Genomic DNA, 15,999 nt, shown 5'->3' with positions numbered 1-15,999 from the left:
GGCGCAGCCGGCGACAACGCAGCGATGGAATCATTCTTCGCGCTACTGCAGCGCAACGTCCTCGACCGGCAACGATGGGCCACCCGCGAGCAACTGCGGATCGCGATCGTCACCTGGATCGAACGGACCTACCACCGCCGACGCCGGCAAGCCCGCCTCGGCCGGTTGACCCCGATCGAATACGAGACGATCATCAACACAGCCGCATTTGCGGCATGACACCGAAACTGTCACCTATCGGTGCAGCAGTCCCGAACGGCTCGACAGCGTCCCTGGGAGTGGTGGACTTCGGATCAGGCCGTGTAGGTGATCAACGAGTCGTGGTTGACGTTAGCTGATCGCTACCGGTGCGGCAATGGGCGTGGGGTGAGTGTCGTTGTCGGCGTGCGCTTTGGCGGCGATGACAGCCCGCAGGTCGTCCATGGAGACGTCGGAGACATAGCGGCGGGTGACTTGCCATTCGTCGTGCTGCTCGATCACCACGGCGGTCGCCAGGCGCAGGAATGAGGCTGCGTTGGGGAAGATCTCCACGACGTCAGCGCGGCGTTTGATCTCCTTGTTCAGCCGCTCGATCGGATTGTTGGACCAGATCTTCTGCCAGTGCGCCGGCGGGAACGCCAGGAACGCCAGCACGTCCTCTTTCGCCTCGCGCATCAGATCGGCGACGCGGGGGCAGCTGACCTCGAAGGAGTCGACCACAGCGTCCCACTGGGCGGCGATGTCGTCGGGTTCTTTGTGCGCGAAGATCGTCTTGAGCGCGGCATCACCGGCGGCATCTGCTTCGCGGTGACTTTCGCGCCGACGTTACGCATGAAGTGCACCCGGCATCGCTGCCATGCCGATCCGGTGAACTGCTCGGACACAGCCTTTTTCAAACCAGCATGGGCATCGCTGGTGACCAGGTGCACCCCCGTCAGGCCCCGAGCTTTGAGGTGACGCAGGAACTCGCTCCAGAACTCAAAGGATTCGCTGTCACCGACCGCAGTGCCCAGCACCTCGCGGGTGCCTTCCATCGACACACCGATCGCGACCACCAGCGCCTGGGACACCACGTGCGCACCGATCCTCACCTTGCAGAACGTGGCGTCGAGGAACACGTACGGGAAGCTGGTGTGCATGAGCGTGCGTTCGCGGAACCGGGCGATCTCGGTGTCGAGGCCCTGGCAGATCCGCGAGACCTCCGACTTGGAGATTCCGGTATCGACGCCGAGGGCTTTGACCAGGTCATCGACGTTGCGGGTGGACACGCCGTGCACGTAAGCCTCCATGATCACCGCATGCAACGCTTGGTCGATCCGGCGGCGTCGTTCGATCAGGCACGGGAAGAACGAGCCGGCCCGCAGCTTGGGGATCTGCACATCCACATCGCCGGCCGGGGTCGAGAGTGTCTTCGGGCGGTGCCCGTTGCGGTGCGTCGTGCGATCCGTGGCGCGTTCGTACCGGCCCGCGCCGAGGGTGGCGGTCAACTCCGCCTCGATCAGTTCCTGCAGCCCCGCGCGCAGCAGCTCGGCGAACATCGCCTGCGGATCGGCGGCCTTGAGCTCATCAAGGCGGGCGCGCACGGCAGAATGGTCCTGGGTCATCGTGTGGTGTGTCCTTCTGTGAGTCACTTTGGTCGGTAACTCATTGACCACCACACGATGGCCCACCCGCGCAGCGACACGCCGCACGCGAGTGGTCAGGCCACCTCAGCCCTGGTCCTGAAACCCCACCACCCCAAGGGACTTACCCAACGGCTCGAACTTCGCTCGCTGGAACCCGCAGTTCGGACTTGAGTTCCCTAGCCTCCTTCTCCGCATTCTTGGCATACTCACGCACATCCCGGCCACACTGAGAGACCGCGTCACTGAGGTCTTTCGCCAGCGCCCGCCTCACCCGTGCCCGCGACCCTCGACGAGTTCCTTCCGATTCCACAGATTGCCGGGACGCTCCCGTCGCAGCGTTTCTGTCGTCGCCGTACACGCCTGCAAGTTCCTCAACCGTGCAGACCTGCCGAACGTAGTACACGAGCGCATCGACCTCTTGCAGATTGAATCCAGGCGCGCTCCTCTTGAGCTCGGGCGAGGCGACGTGAACCGGGGATACCAATTGTAGGCGATCATTCAAGGTTATCCATGCCGATTTCTGAGTGTTCAGCGTATCGCGCACCGCATCAGTGAGCATGAGGGGAATCTCAGATTCTCGCTGCTCAGATAATTTCCTTCTGACACTTCGCATGAACTCGCGAGCGGACTGGCCCGCCACGCCTTGTTCCGCTCCGTATTGCGCGGAACCTTCGGACAGTTTCAAGCCATCGAGCGAGGCCTCAATCCACGTCGCAAGCAGCGTCGCATCCCCAATCAACGCGAAGCCATGATTCGCCCCCGTGCAGGAGCACACGCATTTCGACCCGTGGGCCCCGCTACAGTTCGTACCGCACGCCATTCCTTCACCTCATTCCTTGCAATAGCAAGGTACTCCTCGAGATGTCCGTTCGCAGCGGCATCACCTAAATGACACCCTCGTACCGGAAGTTAATGAAATCGAATCATGCGCTCGGCGCCCAACAGGTATGCCAGTGTCTGTGACGAGTCGGTGACGGCAAGCCCGGAACTCGATGCGCCCACGGGGCACCGGTCACCATGGACCCATGCGCGTACTCCTCACCGGCGCCGCCGGGTTCATCGGCTCGCACATCGCGGACCTGCTCGACGAGCGCGGCGAGCACGAGGTCGTCGGCATCGACACGATGCTCCCCCAGGCGCACGACACGGACACCACCCCCGACGGCGTGCGGCGGCTCGACCTCCTCGACGCGCAGGGCCTCGACGACGCGCTGCGCGGGGTGGACGTCGTCTGCCACCAGGCCGCCGCGGTCGGCGCCGGTGTGGACGCCGCGGACGCTCCGCTGTTCGCCACCAACAACGACCTGGGCACCGCGGAACTGCTCGCGGCGATGGACCGGGCGGGCTGCCGTCGCCTCGTCCTGGCCTCGTCGATGGTCGTCTACGGCGACGGTGCCTTCGTCGACACCGCCGGCCGTCCCGCGAGGCCGCTGCCGCGCACCGTCGACGATCTGCGGGCCGGACGGTTCGAGCGGATCCTGCCCGACGGCACCGTCGCGCGGTGGGCCCTGACGGGCGAGGATGCGCCGATCGCCCCCAACGGCCTGTACGCGGCTTCCAAAGCGGCGCAGGAGTTCTACGCCGTCGCGTGGGCGCGGGCGACCGGCGGCTCGGTGATCGCGCTGCGCTACCACAACGTGTACGGACCGCGGATGCCGCGCGACACCCCGTACGCGGGGGTCGCGTCGATCTTCCGCTCCGCACTGGCCGCCGGGCGTGCGCCGCGGGTCTTCGAGGACGGCCGGCAGACCCGGGACTTCGTGCACGTGCGCGACGTGGCCCGGGCGAACCTCCTGGCGCTGCAGGCCGATCCGCGGGAACCCTTCAGAACGTACAACGTGTGTTCGGGCGTCCCGGTCACCATCGGGGAGGTCGCGCGGATCCTCGCCCGCGAGGACGCCGGCGCCCCGGAACCCGTGGTGACGGGCGAGTTCCGCGCCCCCGACGTGCGGCACATCGTGGCCGACCCCGCCCGCGCCGCAGCGGAACTCGGATTCACGGCGGCGATCCGGCCCGCGCGGGGCCTGGCCGAGTTCGCTACCGCTCCCCTGCGCTGAGCCCGCCGGGTAGCCGCACCTCGAACCGGGCGCCGCGCCGCAGGTTCGCCGCGACGACGGTGCCCCCGTGCACGTCGACGAGACCCCGCGCGATGGCCAGGCCCATCCCGGTGCCCACCGGGAGGCCGTCGGTGTTCACGGGCGAGCGGTGCGCGGTGCCGCGGTAGGCGAGGTCGAAGATCCGCTCCAGGTCGACGTCGGCGATGCCGGTACCCGTGTCGTCCACGCGGAGCACCACGTCGTCGCCGTCGCGGCCGACGGCGATCGTCACCGTGCCGCCCGCCGGCGTGTGGGCGAGGGCGTTGAGCACGAGATTACGCAGGATCCGGGCGAGCGCCGACACCCCGACCGGCGCCGGGACCGGTTCGGGCGCATCGAGTTCCAGTGCCACCTGCGCCCGCGCCGCGACCTGCGCCAGGCCCGCACGGACCTCGTCCGCGACCTCCCGCACGTCGATCGTCTCGAGGTCCAGAGTGAGCGCACCGGAATGGATCCGGGACATCTCGAACAGGTCGTCCACCATGGCCGAGAGCCGTACGGTTTCCCGGTCGATCCGGTCCGCGAACTCGGTCACGTCGTCGGGGTCGGTGACCACCGCGTCGCGGAGCGCCTCCGACATGGCGCGGATCCCGGCGAGCGGCGTCCGCAGGTCGTGGCTCACCCACGCGACGAGCTCGCGGCGCGCCGCCTCTGCCGCCCGCTCCTGCTCACGGATCTGCCGCTCCCACACCGTACGTCGGGCCTGGAACCGGCCCAGCGCGACCGCCGCGGGCACCGCGACCACGAGGACCGCACCGAGCACCGTCACCGTCCGGGTGAAGTCCGCGGTGAACATGAAGCCGCTCACCCCGATCACGCCGGACAGCACCGCGAGGACCGGGATCAGCACGAGGATCACCATCGACATCTGCAGCGACATGCGCCGCGCGCGCCACAGCACGAGCGCCCCGGCCAGCACCACCGGCGCCGACCACAGCAGCGCCAGCAGCGCGATCTTCAGCACGTCAGGCATCGTCGTCCTCCTCACCGGCGCCCCAGCGGTAGCCGCGGCCCCACACCGTCTCGATCCGGTGCTCCTCGCCGAGCTTGGCGCGCAGACGTTTCACGTGGACCGTCACCGTCGACAGGTCGCCGAACTGCCACCCCCAGACCTGCTCCAGCAGGTCCTCGCGGCTGAACACCTCGCCGGGGTGGGCGAGGAAATGCGCGAGGAGGTCGAACTCGCGACGCGTCGTCGACACGACTCTGCCGTGCACCGTCGCGACACACGCCGCGGTGTCGACGGTGACCGCGCCCTCGCTGACCGCGGCCGTCGGTTCCCGGTGCGCGCGGCGCAGTACCGACGCGACGCGCAGCGCCAGCTCACGGGGGCTGAAGGGCTTGGTGACGTAGTCGTCGGCGCCCGCGGCGAGGCCCGTCACCCGGTCGTCCTCCTCCCCGAGCGCGGTGAGCAGGATCAGGGGCAGGTCCGACGGTGCGCCGGCCTCCCCACCGCGCACCCGGCGGCACAGCTCGATGCCGTCCGGGCCGGGCATCATCACGTCGAGCACCGCGAGGCGCACCCGGCCGGCGGCGAGGTGCTCGGCGGCCGCGGCACCGTCGGCGACGACGGACGTGAGCAGGCCGTCCCGCTCGAGATAGCGGCGCACGACGTCGCTGACCAGCGGGTCGTCGTCGGCGATGAGCACGTACCGTTCGTCGTTCACGCCCTGCTCCCTCCATCCTTCACTGGTAGATCAGCACCGTGTGGGCCACGAGCAGCGCGCCCACCGCCTGGGCCGCGAGCCAGGCCCGCGCGGTCGCGTCACCCCTTCCGTACCAGAGCATTCCCGCTCCGGCCGCGATCCACACGGTGAACGGCAACCAGATCCGCTCGACCTCCGCCTTGCTGAGCGCGGACAGGTCCGCGGCGAGCACCATCAGCGCGGCGCCCGCGACGAGGCCGATGAGTGCCGCCGGGGTCCCCAGCAGGGGGCGGCGGATGTGCCTCAGCAACCCCGGCACCCGGCCGATCGCGGCGGCGCCCGCGACGCCGAACGCGCACGCCGCGGCGGCGAGGTTCGCCCAGCCCCAGTAGACGAAGGGCCGGAAGGAGGCGATGCCCTGGTAGTAGCGCAGCACCACGCCGTGGTAGCCGTCCAGCCACCAGAAGCCGGCGAGCGCGAACAGCCCGACCACCGCCAGGGCCGCGGGGACCGCGGTGAACAGCGGGCGGGGGTTCCGGGCGATGAGCAGCACCGTCACCGCCATCAGGCCCATGAGGACCAGGCCGTAGTTGAGGAAGACCGACCACCCCAGGATCAGGCCCGCGAGCACGCCGAAGGCCGCCGCGCGCCGGCCGCGGGAGACCGCCGCGACCGCCAGCGCCGCGATCCCCCAGGCGGCCGTGCCGGCGAAGTAGGCGTCGCCCGACGGTGCTAGCCACAGCGCGCCCGGGAACAGGGCCAGGAAGGGCGCGCTGCACCGGGCGATCTCCTCCGTGCCCAGCGTGCGGACCGTGAGCAGGACCGCCGCCGCGGCCGAGGCGCCCGCGGCCGTGCAGAACAGTGCGGCCCAGGTGCCGCCGCCCAGGCCGATCCGGTCCAGCCCGACGAAGGTCAGCAGCGCCCCCGGCGGGTGACCCGAGACGTGCACCGTCCACGAGTCGGGCTGGTAGTCGGGGATGCGGCGGGCGAAGTCCCGGACGGCCGCCCCGACGTGCGCGCTCGCCCCGGGCACCTCGTGCAGGTACTGGTCGTAGCCGCTCAGCTTGGTCGCGAGGCGCTGCCACCCCGCGATGGTGCCCAGGCTCAGCGCCCATGCGAACAGCACCACCGAGGAGAGCGCGACGAGCCGGCCGAAGGGCAGGCGGCGGGCCAGCGCGGGGCCCCACAGTACGACCGCGAACGCGATGACCAGGGCGGGCACGGTGCCGGGACCGGTGTGCAGGCGGAACTTCCCGAACAGCGGCGCGGACTCCGCGACCAGGCGCATGCGGAACCCGACGTCGAACAGGTGCGGGACGATCATCGCCGCCGCGACGAGCAGCACCGCGCCCGCGGCCCACGCCAGGTCGCCGCGAGCAGGACCGCGGGACGTGCGACACGCGGCACCGCTGGACGCGACCGGTTCACTCGGCATGGCATCGACGGTATCGACGCAACCGCGCCACCGACAGCCCGAACGGCATGTGACGGCGCACCGTCACACTTTCGTCATCGCGAACGCCTGGCCCGGACGGCACGTCCTTCCTAGCGTGAAAGACATGACAGACATCGAGCCGGACACGGTCACCGTCGTGATCCCGTGCCGCGACGAGGCCTCGTCGATCGGACCTGTGATCGCTTCCCTCCCTGCCGGTTTCATCGCTCTGGTGGTCGACAACGGCTCCACCGACGGGACCGCCGAGGTGGCGCGTCGGGCGGGCGCCGAGGTGATCGTCGAGCCGCGTCCCGGATACGGCAGCGCCGTCCACGCCGGGGTCAGCGCGGCGCGCTCGGCGCTCGTCTGCACCGTCGACGGTGACGGCTCGATGGACCCCCGCGAGCTCCCGTCCCTGGTCGCCGCGGTGCGCGCGGGCGCGGACCTCGCCGTCGGGCGGCGCCGCCCCGCCTCCCCCGGCGTCTGGCCGTGGCACGCCCGGATGGGGTCGGCGCTCGTCGCCGCGCGTCTGCGCCGGAGGTACGGGCTGCCCCTGCACGACATCGGCCCGATGCGCGCCGTGCGCCGCGACGCCGTGCTGGGACTCGGCGTCGAGGATCGTCGCTCGGGCTACCCCGTCGAACTGCTCGCGCGCGCCGGCGCGGCCGGCTGGCGAGTGGTCGAGCGGCCGGTCCGCTACGGCCCTCGCACGGGTGGGCGCTCCAAGGTCTCCGGGTCGGTGCGCGGCACGGTCCGAGCCACCGTCGACTTCCTGCGGGCGGCGCGATGAGCACCGTGCTGGTGGTCGCCAAGGCGCCCGTCCCCGGACTGGTCAAGACCCGACTGACCTGCACGTACAGTGCTGATGACGCGGCCCGACTGGCCGCCGCCGCGCTCCGCGACACCGTGACCGCGGCGCTCGCCGTGCCCGGCGCCCGGTGCGCGGTGGCGCTCGGCGGGAGGCTCGAGGACGCCGTCGACGGTGCCGGACTGCGCGAGCTGCTCGTCCGCTGTGAGGTCTTCGGGCAGACGGAGGGCGGGCTCGCCGAGCGGCTGATCGCGGCGCACCACCGCGCCGCCGAGCTCGGCGACGGTCCCGTCCTGCAGATCGGCATGGACACCCCGCAGGTCCGGCCCGACCTGCTGGCGCTCGGCCTCGAAGCATCCCGACGGTCCGCCGCACTCGGCCCCGCCGAGGACGGCGGGTGGTGGGCGCTCGGCGTGCCGGAGGGTGCGGCGGACCGTCTGGCCTGTCTGCTGGACGTCCCGATGTCGACCGCATCGACGGGCTCGTCCACCCGGCGGGCGCTCGCCGACGCCGGGCTCGACCCGCGCGAACTGCCCGAGCTGCGCGACGTGGATCGGCCCGACGACGTCCGTGCGGTGGCCGCCGCATGCGCACCGGACTCGTGGTTCCGCCGAACTGCGGAAACCCTTCTCCCCGAGCGGGAGCGGAGCGCGTGACCGCGGCGCACTGGGACGCCGTGATGGCGGGCCGCGACGGCGAGCTGCAGACCGCCGGAGGCGAGGTGCGGCGGCTGCCCGTCGCGCGCTGGCTCGGGCACGAGCACGCCGACGAGTCGCTCCTCACCGTCGTGCTCGACTGGTGCCACGGCCCGACGGTGGACCTGGGCTGCGGCCCCGGCCGCATCGTCGACCTGCTGCTTCGACGGGGCATTCCCGCACTGGGCGTGGATGATTCACCGCATGCCGTACGTCTCACCCGGGAGCGAGGTGCCGCCGCGTTGCGGCGCGACGTGTTCGCCCCGCTCCCCGGCGAAGGACGCTGGTCGCACGCGATCCTGCTCGACGGCAACATCGGCATCGGCGGTGACCCCGCACGACTACTGCGCCGCGCGGCCTCACTGGTGGAACCCGGCGGCACCGTCGTCGTGGAGGTCGAGCCCGCGACCCGCGGCGTACTCCGGGAGGCGATCCGCGTGCGGGCAGCGGGCGGCACGTCCGTCTGGTTCCCCTGGGCGCGTGTGGGATCCGACGCTCTCGACGATCTCGCCGCCACCGCGGGGTTGCGGCTCGCGCGGTGGCTGGACCACTCCGGCCGACGGTGCGCGGAGCTGGTCCGGTGACCGCACCGTCGCCCACCGGCCCGCCCGCGCTCCGCCGCCCCGCGGTGGCGGCCCGGCTCGGCGCGATGCTCGGTGTGTGCATCATCGTGTGCTTCTCGACGGGGTTGTTCAGTCACTGGCTGCAGCACCCGCCCTCGTGGTTCGTGGAGCCGCGCTCGCCGATCTGGGTCTACCAGCTCACGCAGGGCGTGCACATCACATCGGGTGTGGCCGCGATCCCGCTGGTGCTGCTGAAACTGGCGGCCGTTTACCCGAAGTTGTTCGAGCGACCCATCATCGGGTCGCTGCCGCGGCTCCTCGAGCGCATCGCGACCTTCGCATTGGTGGCGTCGACGCTCTTCCAGCTGTTCACCGGCCTCCTGAACATCGCGCAGTGGTACGCGTGGAAGTTCTTCTTCCCGGCGGCGCACTACGCGATGGCCTTCGTGGTGCTCGGCGCGGTCTCGATCCACCTCGCGATCAAGCTGCCGCTGGTGATCGCGGCATTCCGGCGCGGCAGCACGGAGGCGGCGTGGGTGCCCGGCGTGTCCCGGCGCACCGTCCTCACCGCCGGATTCGCCGCAGCCGGGCTGGCGGTGGTCACCGTCGGGAGCCAGTCGATCCCGGGGCTGCACCGGCTGGGCGTGCTCGCGCCGCGGTCCGGTCGAGGGCCGCAGAGCATGCCGGTCAACCGTACCGCCGCGGCCGCCGGCGTGGTGGAACACGTTCGCTCGCCGGACTTCCGGCTCATGCTCGACGGCCCGCGGAAGGTCGAGCTCACGCTCGCCGAGCTGCGGGCCCTCCCGCAGCACACCGTCCGGCTGCCCATCGCCTGCGTGGAGGGCTGGACGCAGTACGCCTGGTGGACCGGGGTGCGCGTCGCGGACCTCGCCGCGCTCGCCGGGCTCGACGGTGCCGACCTGCGGTTCGCGTCGAGGGAGCTCGGCCTGTACGCCCAATCGACGATGGCGGCCGCGAAGGTGCGCGACGAGACCTCGCTGCTCGCACTGCAACTCAACGGCGAGGTTCTGGACCTCGACCACGGCTACCCGTGCCGGCTGATCGCCGCGGCGCGGCCCGGCGTGCATCAGACCAAGTGGGTGTCGAGGATCGGAGCGGCATGACGGAGGTGGGCACGGAACCGTCGGGCACGGGACGCGCAGGGACAGCGGTGACGGTACTGCGGGCCCTGCTCGTTGCGGCGGGCGTGGGCCTGATCGTCTACGGCGCACTGCGATTGACGGACCTGCCGCCGCGCGACCTGCTGTCTGCGGCGCTGTGGGCGGTCGCGATCCTCGTCGCGCACGACGGGGTGTTCGCGCCGCTCTGCCTGCTCGCCGGGCACGCCGCACTGCGGGTGCTGCCGCCCGCGTGGTGGCCGGGGGCGCTGTGCGGCGCGCTGGCCGCGGCGACGGTGTCGGCACTCGCCGCCGCCGTGGCCCTGCCACGCCCGCCCGGGAAGGGCGCGCTGAACCCGACGGTGCTGGACCAGCCCTACGGGGTGGCGACCATCACGCTGCTCGTCGCGATCGCGCTGGCCGTCGTGCTGTCCGGGGTGGTGCGTGCCGTCAGAGGATCTTCTGCATGAGCACCAGGTCCATCCAGCGACCGAACTTGTAGCCCACCTGCGGCATCTGGCCCGTGACCCGGAAGCCGAGCTTGCGGTGCAGAGCGACCGAGGCGTGGTTCGACTCCTCGATCGCCGCGACGACGACGTGCACGTCGGACTGCTCGGCGCGCTCGATGAGCGCCTTCATCAGGGCCTCGGCGATGCCGCGCCGGTAGAAGCCGTCCGCCACGTACACCGAGTTCTCGACGGTGTGCTTGTACCCGCTCTTCGCGCGGAAGGGTCCGTACGAGGCGTATCCGCCCAGCTCACCGTCGACGATGGCGACGAGGACGGGGAACCCGGCGCCCCGGCGCTCGGACAGCCACGCCTCGCGCTCGGCGAGGTCGGCCTTCTCCTCGGTCCAGATCGCCGTCGAGTTCTCCACGGCGTCGTTGTGGATGACGAGGATCGCCGGCAGGTCGGACGGTTGCGCGTCGCGGATCTCCATGGGGTTCAGCTTATTGCTCGGCGACGAAGATGCAGAACGGGTGGCCGTCGAGGTCGGCGTAGACGCGGAGCGCCTCGACCGGATCGTCGAACCGGTCCTCGACGAGGGTGCCGCCCAACTCCAGGACCCGGCGGTGGTGCTCCTGCATCTCGTCGCGGTCGCGGACCGCGAGGTCGAGGTGCAGCTGCTGCGGCACGTCCATCGCGGGCCAGGTGGAGCGGGCGAAGGCGGGCACCGTCTGGAACGCGAGCAGGCGCCGACCGTCGGGCCCGGTCAGGACGAGGAAATCGTCGTCCGGGACGCCCTCGCGCGGCTCGTCGCCAGGGACATAGGCCAGGTCGAGGAGCTCACGGTAGAACTCCGCGGACCGTCGGGCGTCCGCGGCGTCGAGGACCACTTGCCGGAAGCGGGGAGGTGCCATGGATTCCAGCGTAGGCCGTGGCCGGCGCGGACAGGGCACTACCGACGGCGCGGGGACCGGTGCCGGTGCACGTCGATCCGGCGGCACTGTCATCGTGACCGTGACGGCCACCGTCGGCTCCGGCTGGCCGTGATGGTCAGGATGACAGGGGCCGCGGAACGCCCCCACGTCCCCCGAGCGGTGTGGAGCGCTCCGGCGTGGGGGGCACCGTCGAGCGGGTCAGTCCGCGACGATGCGGGGCAGCTCGGAGGCCTTCGCGGTGAACTCCGGATCGCGCTTCTCGAGGAAGGCCGCCACGCCCTCCTTACCGTCGCCGATCGACGTGTAGTACATGCCGAGCGAATCCATCAGGTGCTGGTCCAGCGGCTTCGCGGCGCCCAGGCCCCGGTAGATCAGCTGCTTGTTGATCGCGACGCCCGCGGCGGAGCGGCCCTTCACCCACGAGCGGGCGAGCTCCTGCGCGGCGGGGACGAGCTCGTCGGGCTCGTGGAGGCTGCGGACCAGGCGACCCTCGCGGGCCTGTTCAGCGGTGAGGATGTCGGCGGAGTAGACCCACTCCAGGGCCTGCGCGGGGCCGACGATGCGCGGCAGGAACCAGCTCGAGCACGCCTCCATGACGATGCCGAGGCGGCCGAAGACGAAGCCGATGCGGGCCTTGGTCGAGGCCAGGCGGGTGTCCATCGCCAGCGTCATGGTCGCGCCGATGCCGACAGCCGGGCCGTTGATCGCGGCGATGACCGGCTTGGGCAGCGAGTGGATCGCGAGCGTGAGCTTGCCGCCGGTGTCGCGGACGCCGGTGTTGTAGGGCTCCTCGTCGTAGTGCGCGGCGAACTCCTCGGGCGTCGGCCGGACCGACTCGTCGAGGCCGAAGACATTGCCCTCTCCGGTGAGGTCCATCCCGGCGCAGAAGGCACGGCCGGCGCCGGTGACGACGACGGCGCGGATCTCGTCACTGTGGGCGTGCACCTCGAAGAACTCGGTCAGCTCGCGGGCCATCGTCACGCTGAAGGCGTTGAGCTGATCCGGGCGGTCCAGCACCAGCGTGGCGATGCCGTCGTCGTCGATGGTCCAGCTGATGGTCTCGAAGGAGTCACTCATGCTGGTCACGATATGCTGTGTGCCGTCGGCCTCAGGGCCACGCCTCCCTAGCTCAGTGGTAGAGCACCGCTCTTGTAAAGCGAAGGTCGTCGGTTCAATCCCGACGGGGGGCTCCAGTTCAGAGGCGGTTTCGGCACCCGCGAAGCGCCTCAGCCGAGGCTTAGTGCCTCAGATTGCCTCAACTGGTCGCAAACTCTGCCCCGCTGCCTTCAGGGCGTCGTCCTGGCTGTGCACGTACGTGGCCAGCGTGAATGCCGCCGAGCTGTGCCCGAGCCACGCCGAGATCACCGCGATCGGCACGCCCTGCAGATGCATCAGCGTGCCGCAGGTGTGCCGCGCGTCGTGGAGACGCACGCGGTCGATCTTCAGCTTCTTCAGCATCCGGTCCCAGGCGTCCGAGATCCAGGTGGGGTCGTACGGCCGCCCAGCTTCGTCACAGGCCACGTACTCCCCGCCCGCGTACGCCGGGCCCAGCGCGACCTTCTCGGCCCGCTGAGCGCGACGTGCAGCCTTCAGCGCCTTCACCACGTCCGGCGGCATCGGCAGGGTGCGGCGCGAACGCTTCGATTTCGGGGTCTCGACCACGACGCCGAGGTCCGGGCCCGCGTACACCCGGGCCTCGGAGATCGTCACCGTGCCGGCCTTCAGGTCGACGTTCTCCCACCGCAGGCCCGCAATCTCGCCCCGCCTCAGCCCGTACAGCGCCAGGGTCCACAGATGCTGCTCCCGGCACTGGTGATCGAGCACGCGCAGCATCTCCGCCTCGGTCAGCGTCCGGTACTCGGTGGCATCGTCGACCGCGATGCGCTCGACCAACGCCGCGACGTTGCGCACGACGTTGCCCTGCTTCAGCTCGGAGTCGATGACCTGCTCGAGCACGCGGAGCATCTTGTTCACCGTCCTGGCCTTGAACGCCCGTCTGCGCCCCTCGACTTCCCCAGCCCGGAGGTCGGTCACCAGCGAGTCCAAGTCATCCTTGGTGAGTGCCTGCAGTCGCGTCGAGCCGTACCGGTCCCGGACGGGCTGCAGCGCTGTCGCGTACCCGGTCCGTGTGGTCGCCTTCAGGTTGTGGCGGGACTGCAGCCACGCCTTGCACGCTTGCTCGACGGTGCGCTTGGAGACCGCGACGTAGGTGCCGGCCTGCATCGCGCCCAGCGTCTCGGAGTGGAAGGCCCGTGCCTCCCGCTCGGTGGTGAACGACCGGTTGACCTGGTGGCGTTCACCGGCCGCGTCGACGGGGTTGAGCTTCACCCGCCACCGGCCCTCCAGCTTCCCGGTGCGCCGGTTCGCGACCGCCACCTTCGTGATGCCCCGCGGGAGCCTAGCCATCGGTCGCCTCGACGAGCGAGGATTCCAGCGCGTAGCCCTTAGGTCCCGACACCCAACTCTCCCGCAGCTCCGCTAGATCGCGTTCTCGTTCCTTGAGGAGATCGTGAATCTGCTCCTGCCGTCTCATAGTGTCGCGCACGCGGTCCGGCTCAGACTTCCCGCTCAGCTTCCCTAGGAGACTGGTCGTAAGATCCAGATCCGTCCTCAGCCTGTCCACTTCGAAGGCTGTCGTGACGTAAGCGTGGGCCGCATAATTCGGTGGCACAGGGCCGCTCGCGAAGTGCGAACCGGTAGCCCACAGGGCGGCGCTGATCCCCGGCCACTCAACCCCGGGATACAACTGGACGGGCGTGTCATCAAGGTCGGGGTACACGAGGACCAGCGGCGACACCCCTAGTGCCACTGCAAGTATCGAGATCTCGGCAATGTCGGTGCGACCTCCGCGGATGTTGTTCTCAATCTTCGAGATGGTCACCCGTGGAATCCTGTAACCCAGCTCATCGGTGCGCTTTGACAGTTGCTCGGCGGTGAGCCCTTGTGCGATCCGCGCTCGCTTCACGCCGACTCCTAGTCGGGCGCCGATCTGGTCGCCCCACGTCTCAGCCTTGCCTTCAGTTTTGTTCGCCACAGGCACATTCTGTCACAACTCTCCATGATCGTGCTGGCGCTAGCGAACACGCCCGTGCTACCGTTCAAACGCGAACAAACACCAGATAGATTCCATCATCTGTTCGCCATAGGAACATGGAGTAGGTATGAATGACTGGAAGGGCGTGAGCGGTCAGCTCGGCGGCGTGAGCCGATCGACCGTGTTCGCGCTATGGAAGACCGGCGAGTTGGCCTCGGTGACGATCCGTTCCCGCCGGTTCAGCACTGACAAGCAGATCGCGGACTATGTGGCACGGCTTGAGGCAGCGGCGTAGTGCTTCAAGCGCACCGTGCCAAGCAGGAAGTCGCCGGCCGCGACCCCACCGGCAACAAGGCGTCACGCAACGCAGACCGAGAATCCGAAGCCTGGACCTCAGCGCCCCCAGCGGGCGAGGCAGGGCAACCCGAACACCGAACCCCAGTGCCCCACGCGGGCGGGCGACGACAGTTCAAACGCACGAGCGAGGAGATGTTCCTCGAATCGTTCGGATCGATCCAGAACCAGATCGACATCATGCGCTCCGGCCTCATCGACCTGGACAACCTGTATCTCGACAACCCGCGTGCCACCGCCTGCGACCTGTACGCAGCCAGCAACTACCTACGGAAGCTCGCCCACCGAATCGAGGGCACATGAACTACCCCCAGGAATCCCATTGCGATCTGGGACTCAACCCCGACGCCGACCACACACCCCTACTGCACGCGAAAGCCCTGGATCACCAGCTTGCCGGCAACGGATCCAGGGCCAACGACCACACCCCAACCAAGGAGCAGGACACCATGAAGACTACCGCCACGACCCCCGCCACGCCCACCGTGAACCTCGGCCAGCTAGAGGGCTGGGATGTTGGTGCCCGCCTCACCGTGGAGGACGACGAAGGCAGCCCCATCGAGGTCGTAGCGATCCTCGACCGCGAGCCGGGCGAGGTAACCGTGCGAGAGCTTTGGATCCAGCGCACCGACTTCTTGCCGTTCAATGCCCGCTTCGGCAGCCCCGAAGACTGGCGCGAGTTCGCCGCAGCAGTCAACGCGGTGGTGGCGTTCCTCGACGCCGACATCCTCGACGAGAAGGTCTCTTGACGGGTAGCACCCCGGCCGCCCCCGACCGTGGGGAGCGGTCGGGGTACCGGTGACTGCGCTCGTTGATTCTCCCCAGTTCTGCTAACTGAATCTCCCCACTTGTGTGCACCCGCCAAGTAATGGGCGGGGCCTCCCCGTGATGCTGGTGGTCTCTGACCACGCACCAGCCCTTCGAGGGAGGCCCCGCTCGTTCATGCTCACACAAGGAGAGACCGTGGAAGCACATGCTCTGCGCAAGCAGGGGTGGACGATCTCAGCGATCGCCCGTCATCTGGGACGGGACCGTAAGACCGTCCGCAACTATCTCAACGGGGTCACCGAGCCGGGTGTCCGCCACCGGGACGAGGACCCGTTCGAGCCGTTCGCCGAGTACGTCACCAGCCGCTTGCTCGAGGACCCGCATCTGTGGGCGCAGACCCTGTTCGACGAACTCGTCGAGATGCGGTTCAAGCAGTCGTATTCGTCGCTGACCCGGCAGATCCGGGACCGTGGCCTGCGCCCGGTGTGCCCGCAGTG

At 69.8% G+C, this 15,999-nt stretch carries 20 protein-coding genes, 1 tRNA gene and 1 pseudogene; 13 read left to right on the top strand and 9 right to left on the bottom strand.

Going from position 1 to position 15,999, the window contains the following annotated elements; translation table 11 throughout:
- The coding region (locus AXK60_RS09725; RefSeq protein ID WP_139057853.1) for an IS3 family transposase at positions 1-219 on the top strand (219 nt) is incomplete at its 5' end.
- Between the two features lie 111 nt (positions 220-330).
- Here AXK60_RS09725 and AXK60_RS09720 read toward each other — a convergent pair.
- Positions 331-1,583 (bottom strand): annotated as a pseudogene (locus AXK60_RS09720) (IS256 family transposase).
- A 1,046-nt stretch (positions 1,584-2,629) separates the two neighbouring features.
- Between AXK60_RS09720 and AXK60_RS09715 the strand changes: the two are divergent.
- The gene (locus tag AXK60_RS09715) at positions 2,630-3,661 is read left to right on the top strand and encodes an NAD-dependent epimerase/dehydratase family protein (protein WP_068570951.1); all 1,032 of its coding nucleotides are present in this window, start codon (positions 2,630-2,632) and stop codon (positions 3,659-3,661) included.
- On the opposite strand, the gene AXK60_RS09710 is transcribed toward AXK60_RS09715, so the two are convergent.
- From AXK60_RS09710 to AXK60_RS09700, 3 genes are read right to left on the bottom strand one after another with little or no spacing between them, the layout of a single operon-like run.
- Positions 3,642-4,673, bottom strand: a complete 1,032-nt coding sequence (locus AXK60_RS09710) for a sensor histidine kinase (protein ID WP_068570950.1) — start codon at positions 4,671-4,673, stop codon at positions 3,642-3,644. The two genes, AXK60_RS09715 and AXK60_RS09710, sit on opposite strands and share 20 nt — an antisense overlap.
- Positions 4,666-5,367, bottom strand: coding sequence for a response regulator transcription factor (locus tag AXK60_RS09705; RefSeq protein WP_244881080.1), 702 nt, complete (start codon positions 5,365-5,367; stop codon positions 4,666-4,668). Before AXK60_RS09705 ends, AXK60_RS09710 begins: the two co-directional genes overlap by 8 nt.
- 19 nt (positions 5,368-5,386) lie before the next feature.
- Positions 5,387-6,781: a hypothetical protein gene (locus AXK60_RS09700; protein ID WP_231855499.1), complete on the bottom strand. Its 1,395-nt coding sequence runs from the start codon at positions 6,779-6,781 to the stop codon at positions 5,387-5,389.
- A 124-nt stretch (positions 6,782-6,905) separates the two neighbouring features.
- On the opposite strand from AXK60_RS09700, the gene AXK60_RS09695 reads away from it, so the two are divergent.
- Genes AXK60_RS09695 through AXK60_RS09675 form a run of 5 tightly spaced genes read left to right on the top strand, consistent with a single transcriptional unit; the run spans position 6,906 to position 10,435 of the window.
- Positions 6,906-7,571, top strand: a complete 666-nt coding sequence (locus AXK60_RS09695) for a glycosyltransferase family 2 protein (protein WP_068570949.1) — start codon at positions 6,906-6,908, stop codon at positions 7,569-7,571.
- Positions 7,568-8,245: a TIGR04282 family arsenosugar biosynthesis glycosyltransferase gene (locus tag AXK60_RS09690; RefSeq protein WP_068570948.1), complete on the top strand. Its 678-nt coding sequence runs from the start codon at positions 7,568-7,570 to the stop codon at positions 8,243-8,245. Before AXK60_RS09695 ends, AXK60_RS09690 begins: the two co-directional genes overlap by 4 nt.
- Positions 8,242-8,868: a class I SAM-dependent methyltransferase gene (locus AXK60_RS09685; RefSeq protein WP_231855498.1), complete on the top strand. Its 627-nt coding sequence runs from the start codon at positions 8,242-8,244 to the stop codon at positions 8,866-8,868. The genes AXK60_RS09690 and AXK60_RS09685 overlap by 4 nt, the downstream gene beginning before the upstream one ends.
- Positions 8,865-9,971 carry a molybdopterin-dependent oxidoreductase gene (locus AXK60_RS09680; RefSeq protein ID WP_068570947.1) on the top strand — a complete coding sequence of 369 codons (1,107 nt, stop codon included), beginning with the start codon at positions 8,865-8,867 and terminating at the stop codon, positions 9,969-9,971. Before AXK60_RS09685 ends, AXK60_RS09680 begins: the two co-directional genes overlap by 4 nt.
- On the top strand, positions 9,968-10,435 hold the full coding sequence (locus AXK60_RS09675) for a hypothetical protein (RefSeq protein WP_068570946.1): 468 nt from the start codon (positions 9,968-9,970) through the stop codon (positions 10,433-10,435). Before AXK60_RS09680 ends, AXK60_RS09675 begins: the two co-directional genes overlap by 4 nt.
- Here the strand turns inward: AXK60_RS09675 and AXK60_RS09670 are convergent.
- Positions 10,416-10,904, bottom strand: a complete 489-nt coding sequence (locus AXK60_RS09670; RefSeq protein WP_068570945.1) for a GNAT family N-acetyltransferase — start codon at positions 10,902-10,904, stop codon at positions 10,416-10,418. The two genes, AXK60_RS09675 and AXK60_RS09670, sit on opposite strands and share 20 nt — an antisense overlap.
- A gap of 10 nt (positions 10,905-10,914) precedes the next feature.
- Positions 10,915-11,325, bottom strand: a complete 411-nt coding sequence (locus tag AXK60_RS09665) for a VOC family protein (protein ID WP_068570944.1) — start codon at positions 11,323-11,325, stop codon at positions 10,915-10,917.
- On the opposite strand from AXK60_RS09665, the gene AXK60_RS27795 reads away from it, so the two are divergent.
- Positions 11,324-11,458, top strand: a complete 135-nt coding sequence (locus tag AXK60_RS27795) for a hypothetical protein (RefSeq protein ID WP_280512884.1) — start codon at positions 11,324-11,326, stop codon at positions 11,456-11,458. The two genes, AXK60_RS09665 and AXK60_RS27795, sit on opposite strands and share 2 nt — an antisense overlap.
- Positions 11,459-11,544: 86 nt before the next feature.
- Here AXK60_RS27795 and AXK60_RS09660 read toward each other — a convergent pair whose 3' ends face one another.
- A complete protein-coding gene (locus AXK60_RS09660; RefSeq protein ID WP_068570943.1) occupies positions 11,545-12,423 on the bottom strand; it encodes a crotonase/enoyl-CoA hydratase family protein in 879 nt (292 codons plus the stop codon).
- Between the two features lie 41 nt (positions 12,424-12,464).
- Between AXK60_RS09660 and AXK60_RS09655 the strand changes: the two genes are divergently transcribed.
- Positions 12,465-12,539, top strand: a tRNA-Thr gene (locus tag AXK60_RS09655).
- 52 nt (positions 12,540-12,591) lie between these two features.
- Here AXK60_RS09655 and AXK60_RS09650 read toward each other — a convergent pair.
- Positions 12,592-13,752 carry a tyrosine-type recombinase/integrase gene (locus AXK60_RS09650; protein WP_068570942.1) on the bottom strand — a complete coding sequence of 387 codons (1,161 nt, stop codon included), beginning with the start codon at positions 13,750-13,752 and terminating at the stop codon, positions 12,592-12,594.
- Positions 13,745-14,380, bottom strand: a complete 636-nt coding sequence (locus tag AXK60_RS09645; RefSeq protein WP_175399978.1) for a helix-turn-helix domain-containing protein — start codon at positions 14,378-14,380, stop codon at positions 13,745-13,747. Before AXK60_RS09645 ends, AXK60_RS09650 begins: the two co-directional genes overlap by 8 nt.
- A gap of 127 nt (positions 14,381-14,507) precedes the next feature.
- On the opposite strand from AXK60_RS09645, the gene AXK60_RS26905 reads away from it, so the two are divergent.
- The 4 genes from AXK60_RS26905 to AXK60_RS09635 all read left to right on the top strand — a co-directional run.
- Positions 14,508-14,675: a hypothetical protein gene (locus AXK60_RS26905; protein ID WP_175399977.1), complete on the top strand. Its 168-nt coding sequence runs from the start codon at positions 14,508-14,510 to the stop codon at positions 14,673-14,675.
- Positions 14,676-14,869: 194 nt separating this feature from the next.
- Positions 14,870-15,037 (top strand): hypothetical protein, encoded by a 168-nt coding sequence (locus AXK60_RS26900; RefSeq protein WP_175399976.1) that lies wholly within the window; start codon positions 14,870-14,872, stop codon positions 15,035-15,037.
- Positions 15,034-15,483, top strand: coding sequence for a hypothetical protein (locus AXK60_RS09640; protein ID WP_068570940.1), 450 nt, complete (start codon positions 15,034-15,036; stop codon positions 15,481-15,483). Before AXK60_RS26900 ends, AXK60_RS09640 begins: the two co-directional genes overlap by 4 nt.
- A gap of 193 nt (positions 15,484-15,676) precedes the next feature.
- A partial coding sequence (locus tag AXK60_RS09635) for a helix-turn-helix domain-containing protein (RefSeq protein ID WP_139057851.1) occupies positions 15,677-15,999 on the top strand: 323 nt, incomplete at its 3' end.

The sequence above is a fragment of the Tsukamurella pseudospumae genome, assembly GCF_001575195.1.
Lineage (GTDB): Bacteria > Actinomycetota > Actinomycetes > Mycobacteriales > Mycobacteriaceae > Tsukamurella > Tsukamurella pseudospumae.
Note: the sequence above shows the minus strand (reverse complement) of the source record. Positions and strands in the feature narration are given on the sequence as shown.

Excerpts from the sequence above, each read along its gene's own strand:
- AXK60_RS09660 (WP_068570943.1), bottom strand. The coding sequence starts at position 12,423 with ATGAGTGACTCCTTCGAGACCATCAGCTGGACCATCGACGACGACGGC.
- AXK60_RS26900 (WP_175399976.1), top strand. The coding sequence starts at position 14,870 with ATGTTCCTCGAATCGTTCGGATCGATCCAGAACCAGATCGACATCATG.
- AXK60_RS09690 (WP_068570948.1), top strand. The coding sequence starts at position 7,568 with ATGAGCACCGTGCTGGTGGTCGCCAAGGCGCCCGTCCCCGGACTGGTC.
- AXK60_RS09670 (WP_068570945.1), bottom strand. The coding sequence starts at position 10,904 with ATGGAGATCCGCGACGCGCAACCGTCCGACCTGCCGGCGATCCTCGTC.
- AXK60_RS09665 (WP_068570944.1), bottom strand. The coding sequence starts at position 11,325 with ATGGCACCTCCCCGCTTCCGGCAAGTGGTCCTCGACGCCGCGGACGCC.
- AXK60_RS09640 (WP_068570940.1), top strand. The coding sequence starts at position 15,034 with ATGAACTACCCCCAGGAATCCCATTGCGATCTGGGACTCAACCCCGAC.
- AXK60_RS09700 (WP_231855499.1), bottom strand. The coding sequence starts at position 6,781 with ATGCCGAGTGAACCGGTCGCGTCCAGCGGTGCCGCGTGTCGCACGTCC.
- AXK60_RS27795 (WP_280512884.1), top strand. The coding sequence starts at position 11,324 with ATGGATTCCAGCGTAGGCCGTGGCCGGCGCGGACAGGGCACTACCGAC.
- AXK60_RS09715 (WP_068570951.1), top strand. The coding sequence starts at position 2,630 with ATGCGCGTACTCCTCACCGGCGCCGCCGGGTTCATCGGCTCGCACATC.
- AXK60_RS09695 (WP_068570949.1), top strand. The coding sequence starts at position 6,906 with ATGACAGACATCGAGCCGGACACGGTCACCGTCGTGATCCCGTGCCGC.
- AXK60_RS09675 (WP_068570946.1), top strand. The coding sequence starts at position 9,968 with ATGACGGAGGTGGGCACGGAACCGTCGGGCACGGGACGCGCAGGGACA.
- AXK60_RS26905 (WP_175399977.1), top strand. The coding sequence starts at position 14,508 with ATGAATGACTGGAAGGGCGTGAGCGGTCAGCTCGGCGGCGTGAGCCGA.
- AXK60_RS09710 (WP_068570950.1), bottom strand. The coding sequence starts at position 4,673 with ATGCCTGACGTGCTGAAGATCGCGCTGCTGGCGCTGCTGTGGTCGGCG.
- AXK60_RS09650 (WP_068570942.1), bottom strand. The coding sequence starts at position 13,752 with ATGGCTAGGCTCCCGCGGGGCATCACGAAGGTGGCGGTCGCGAACCGG.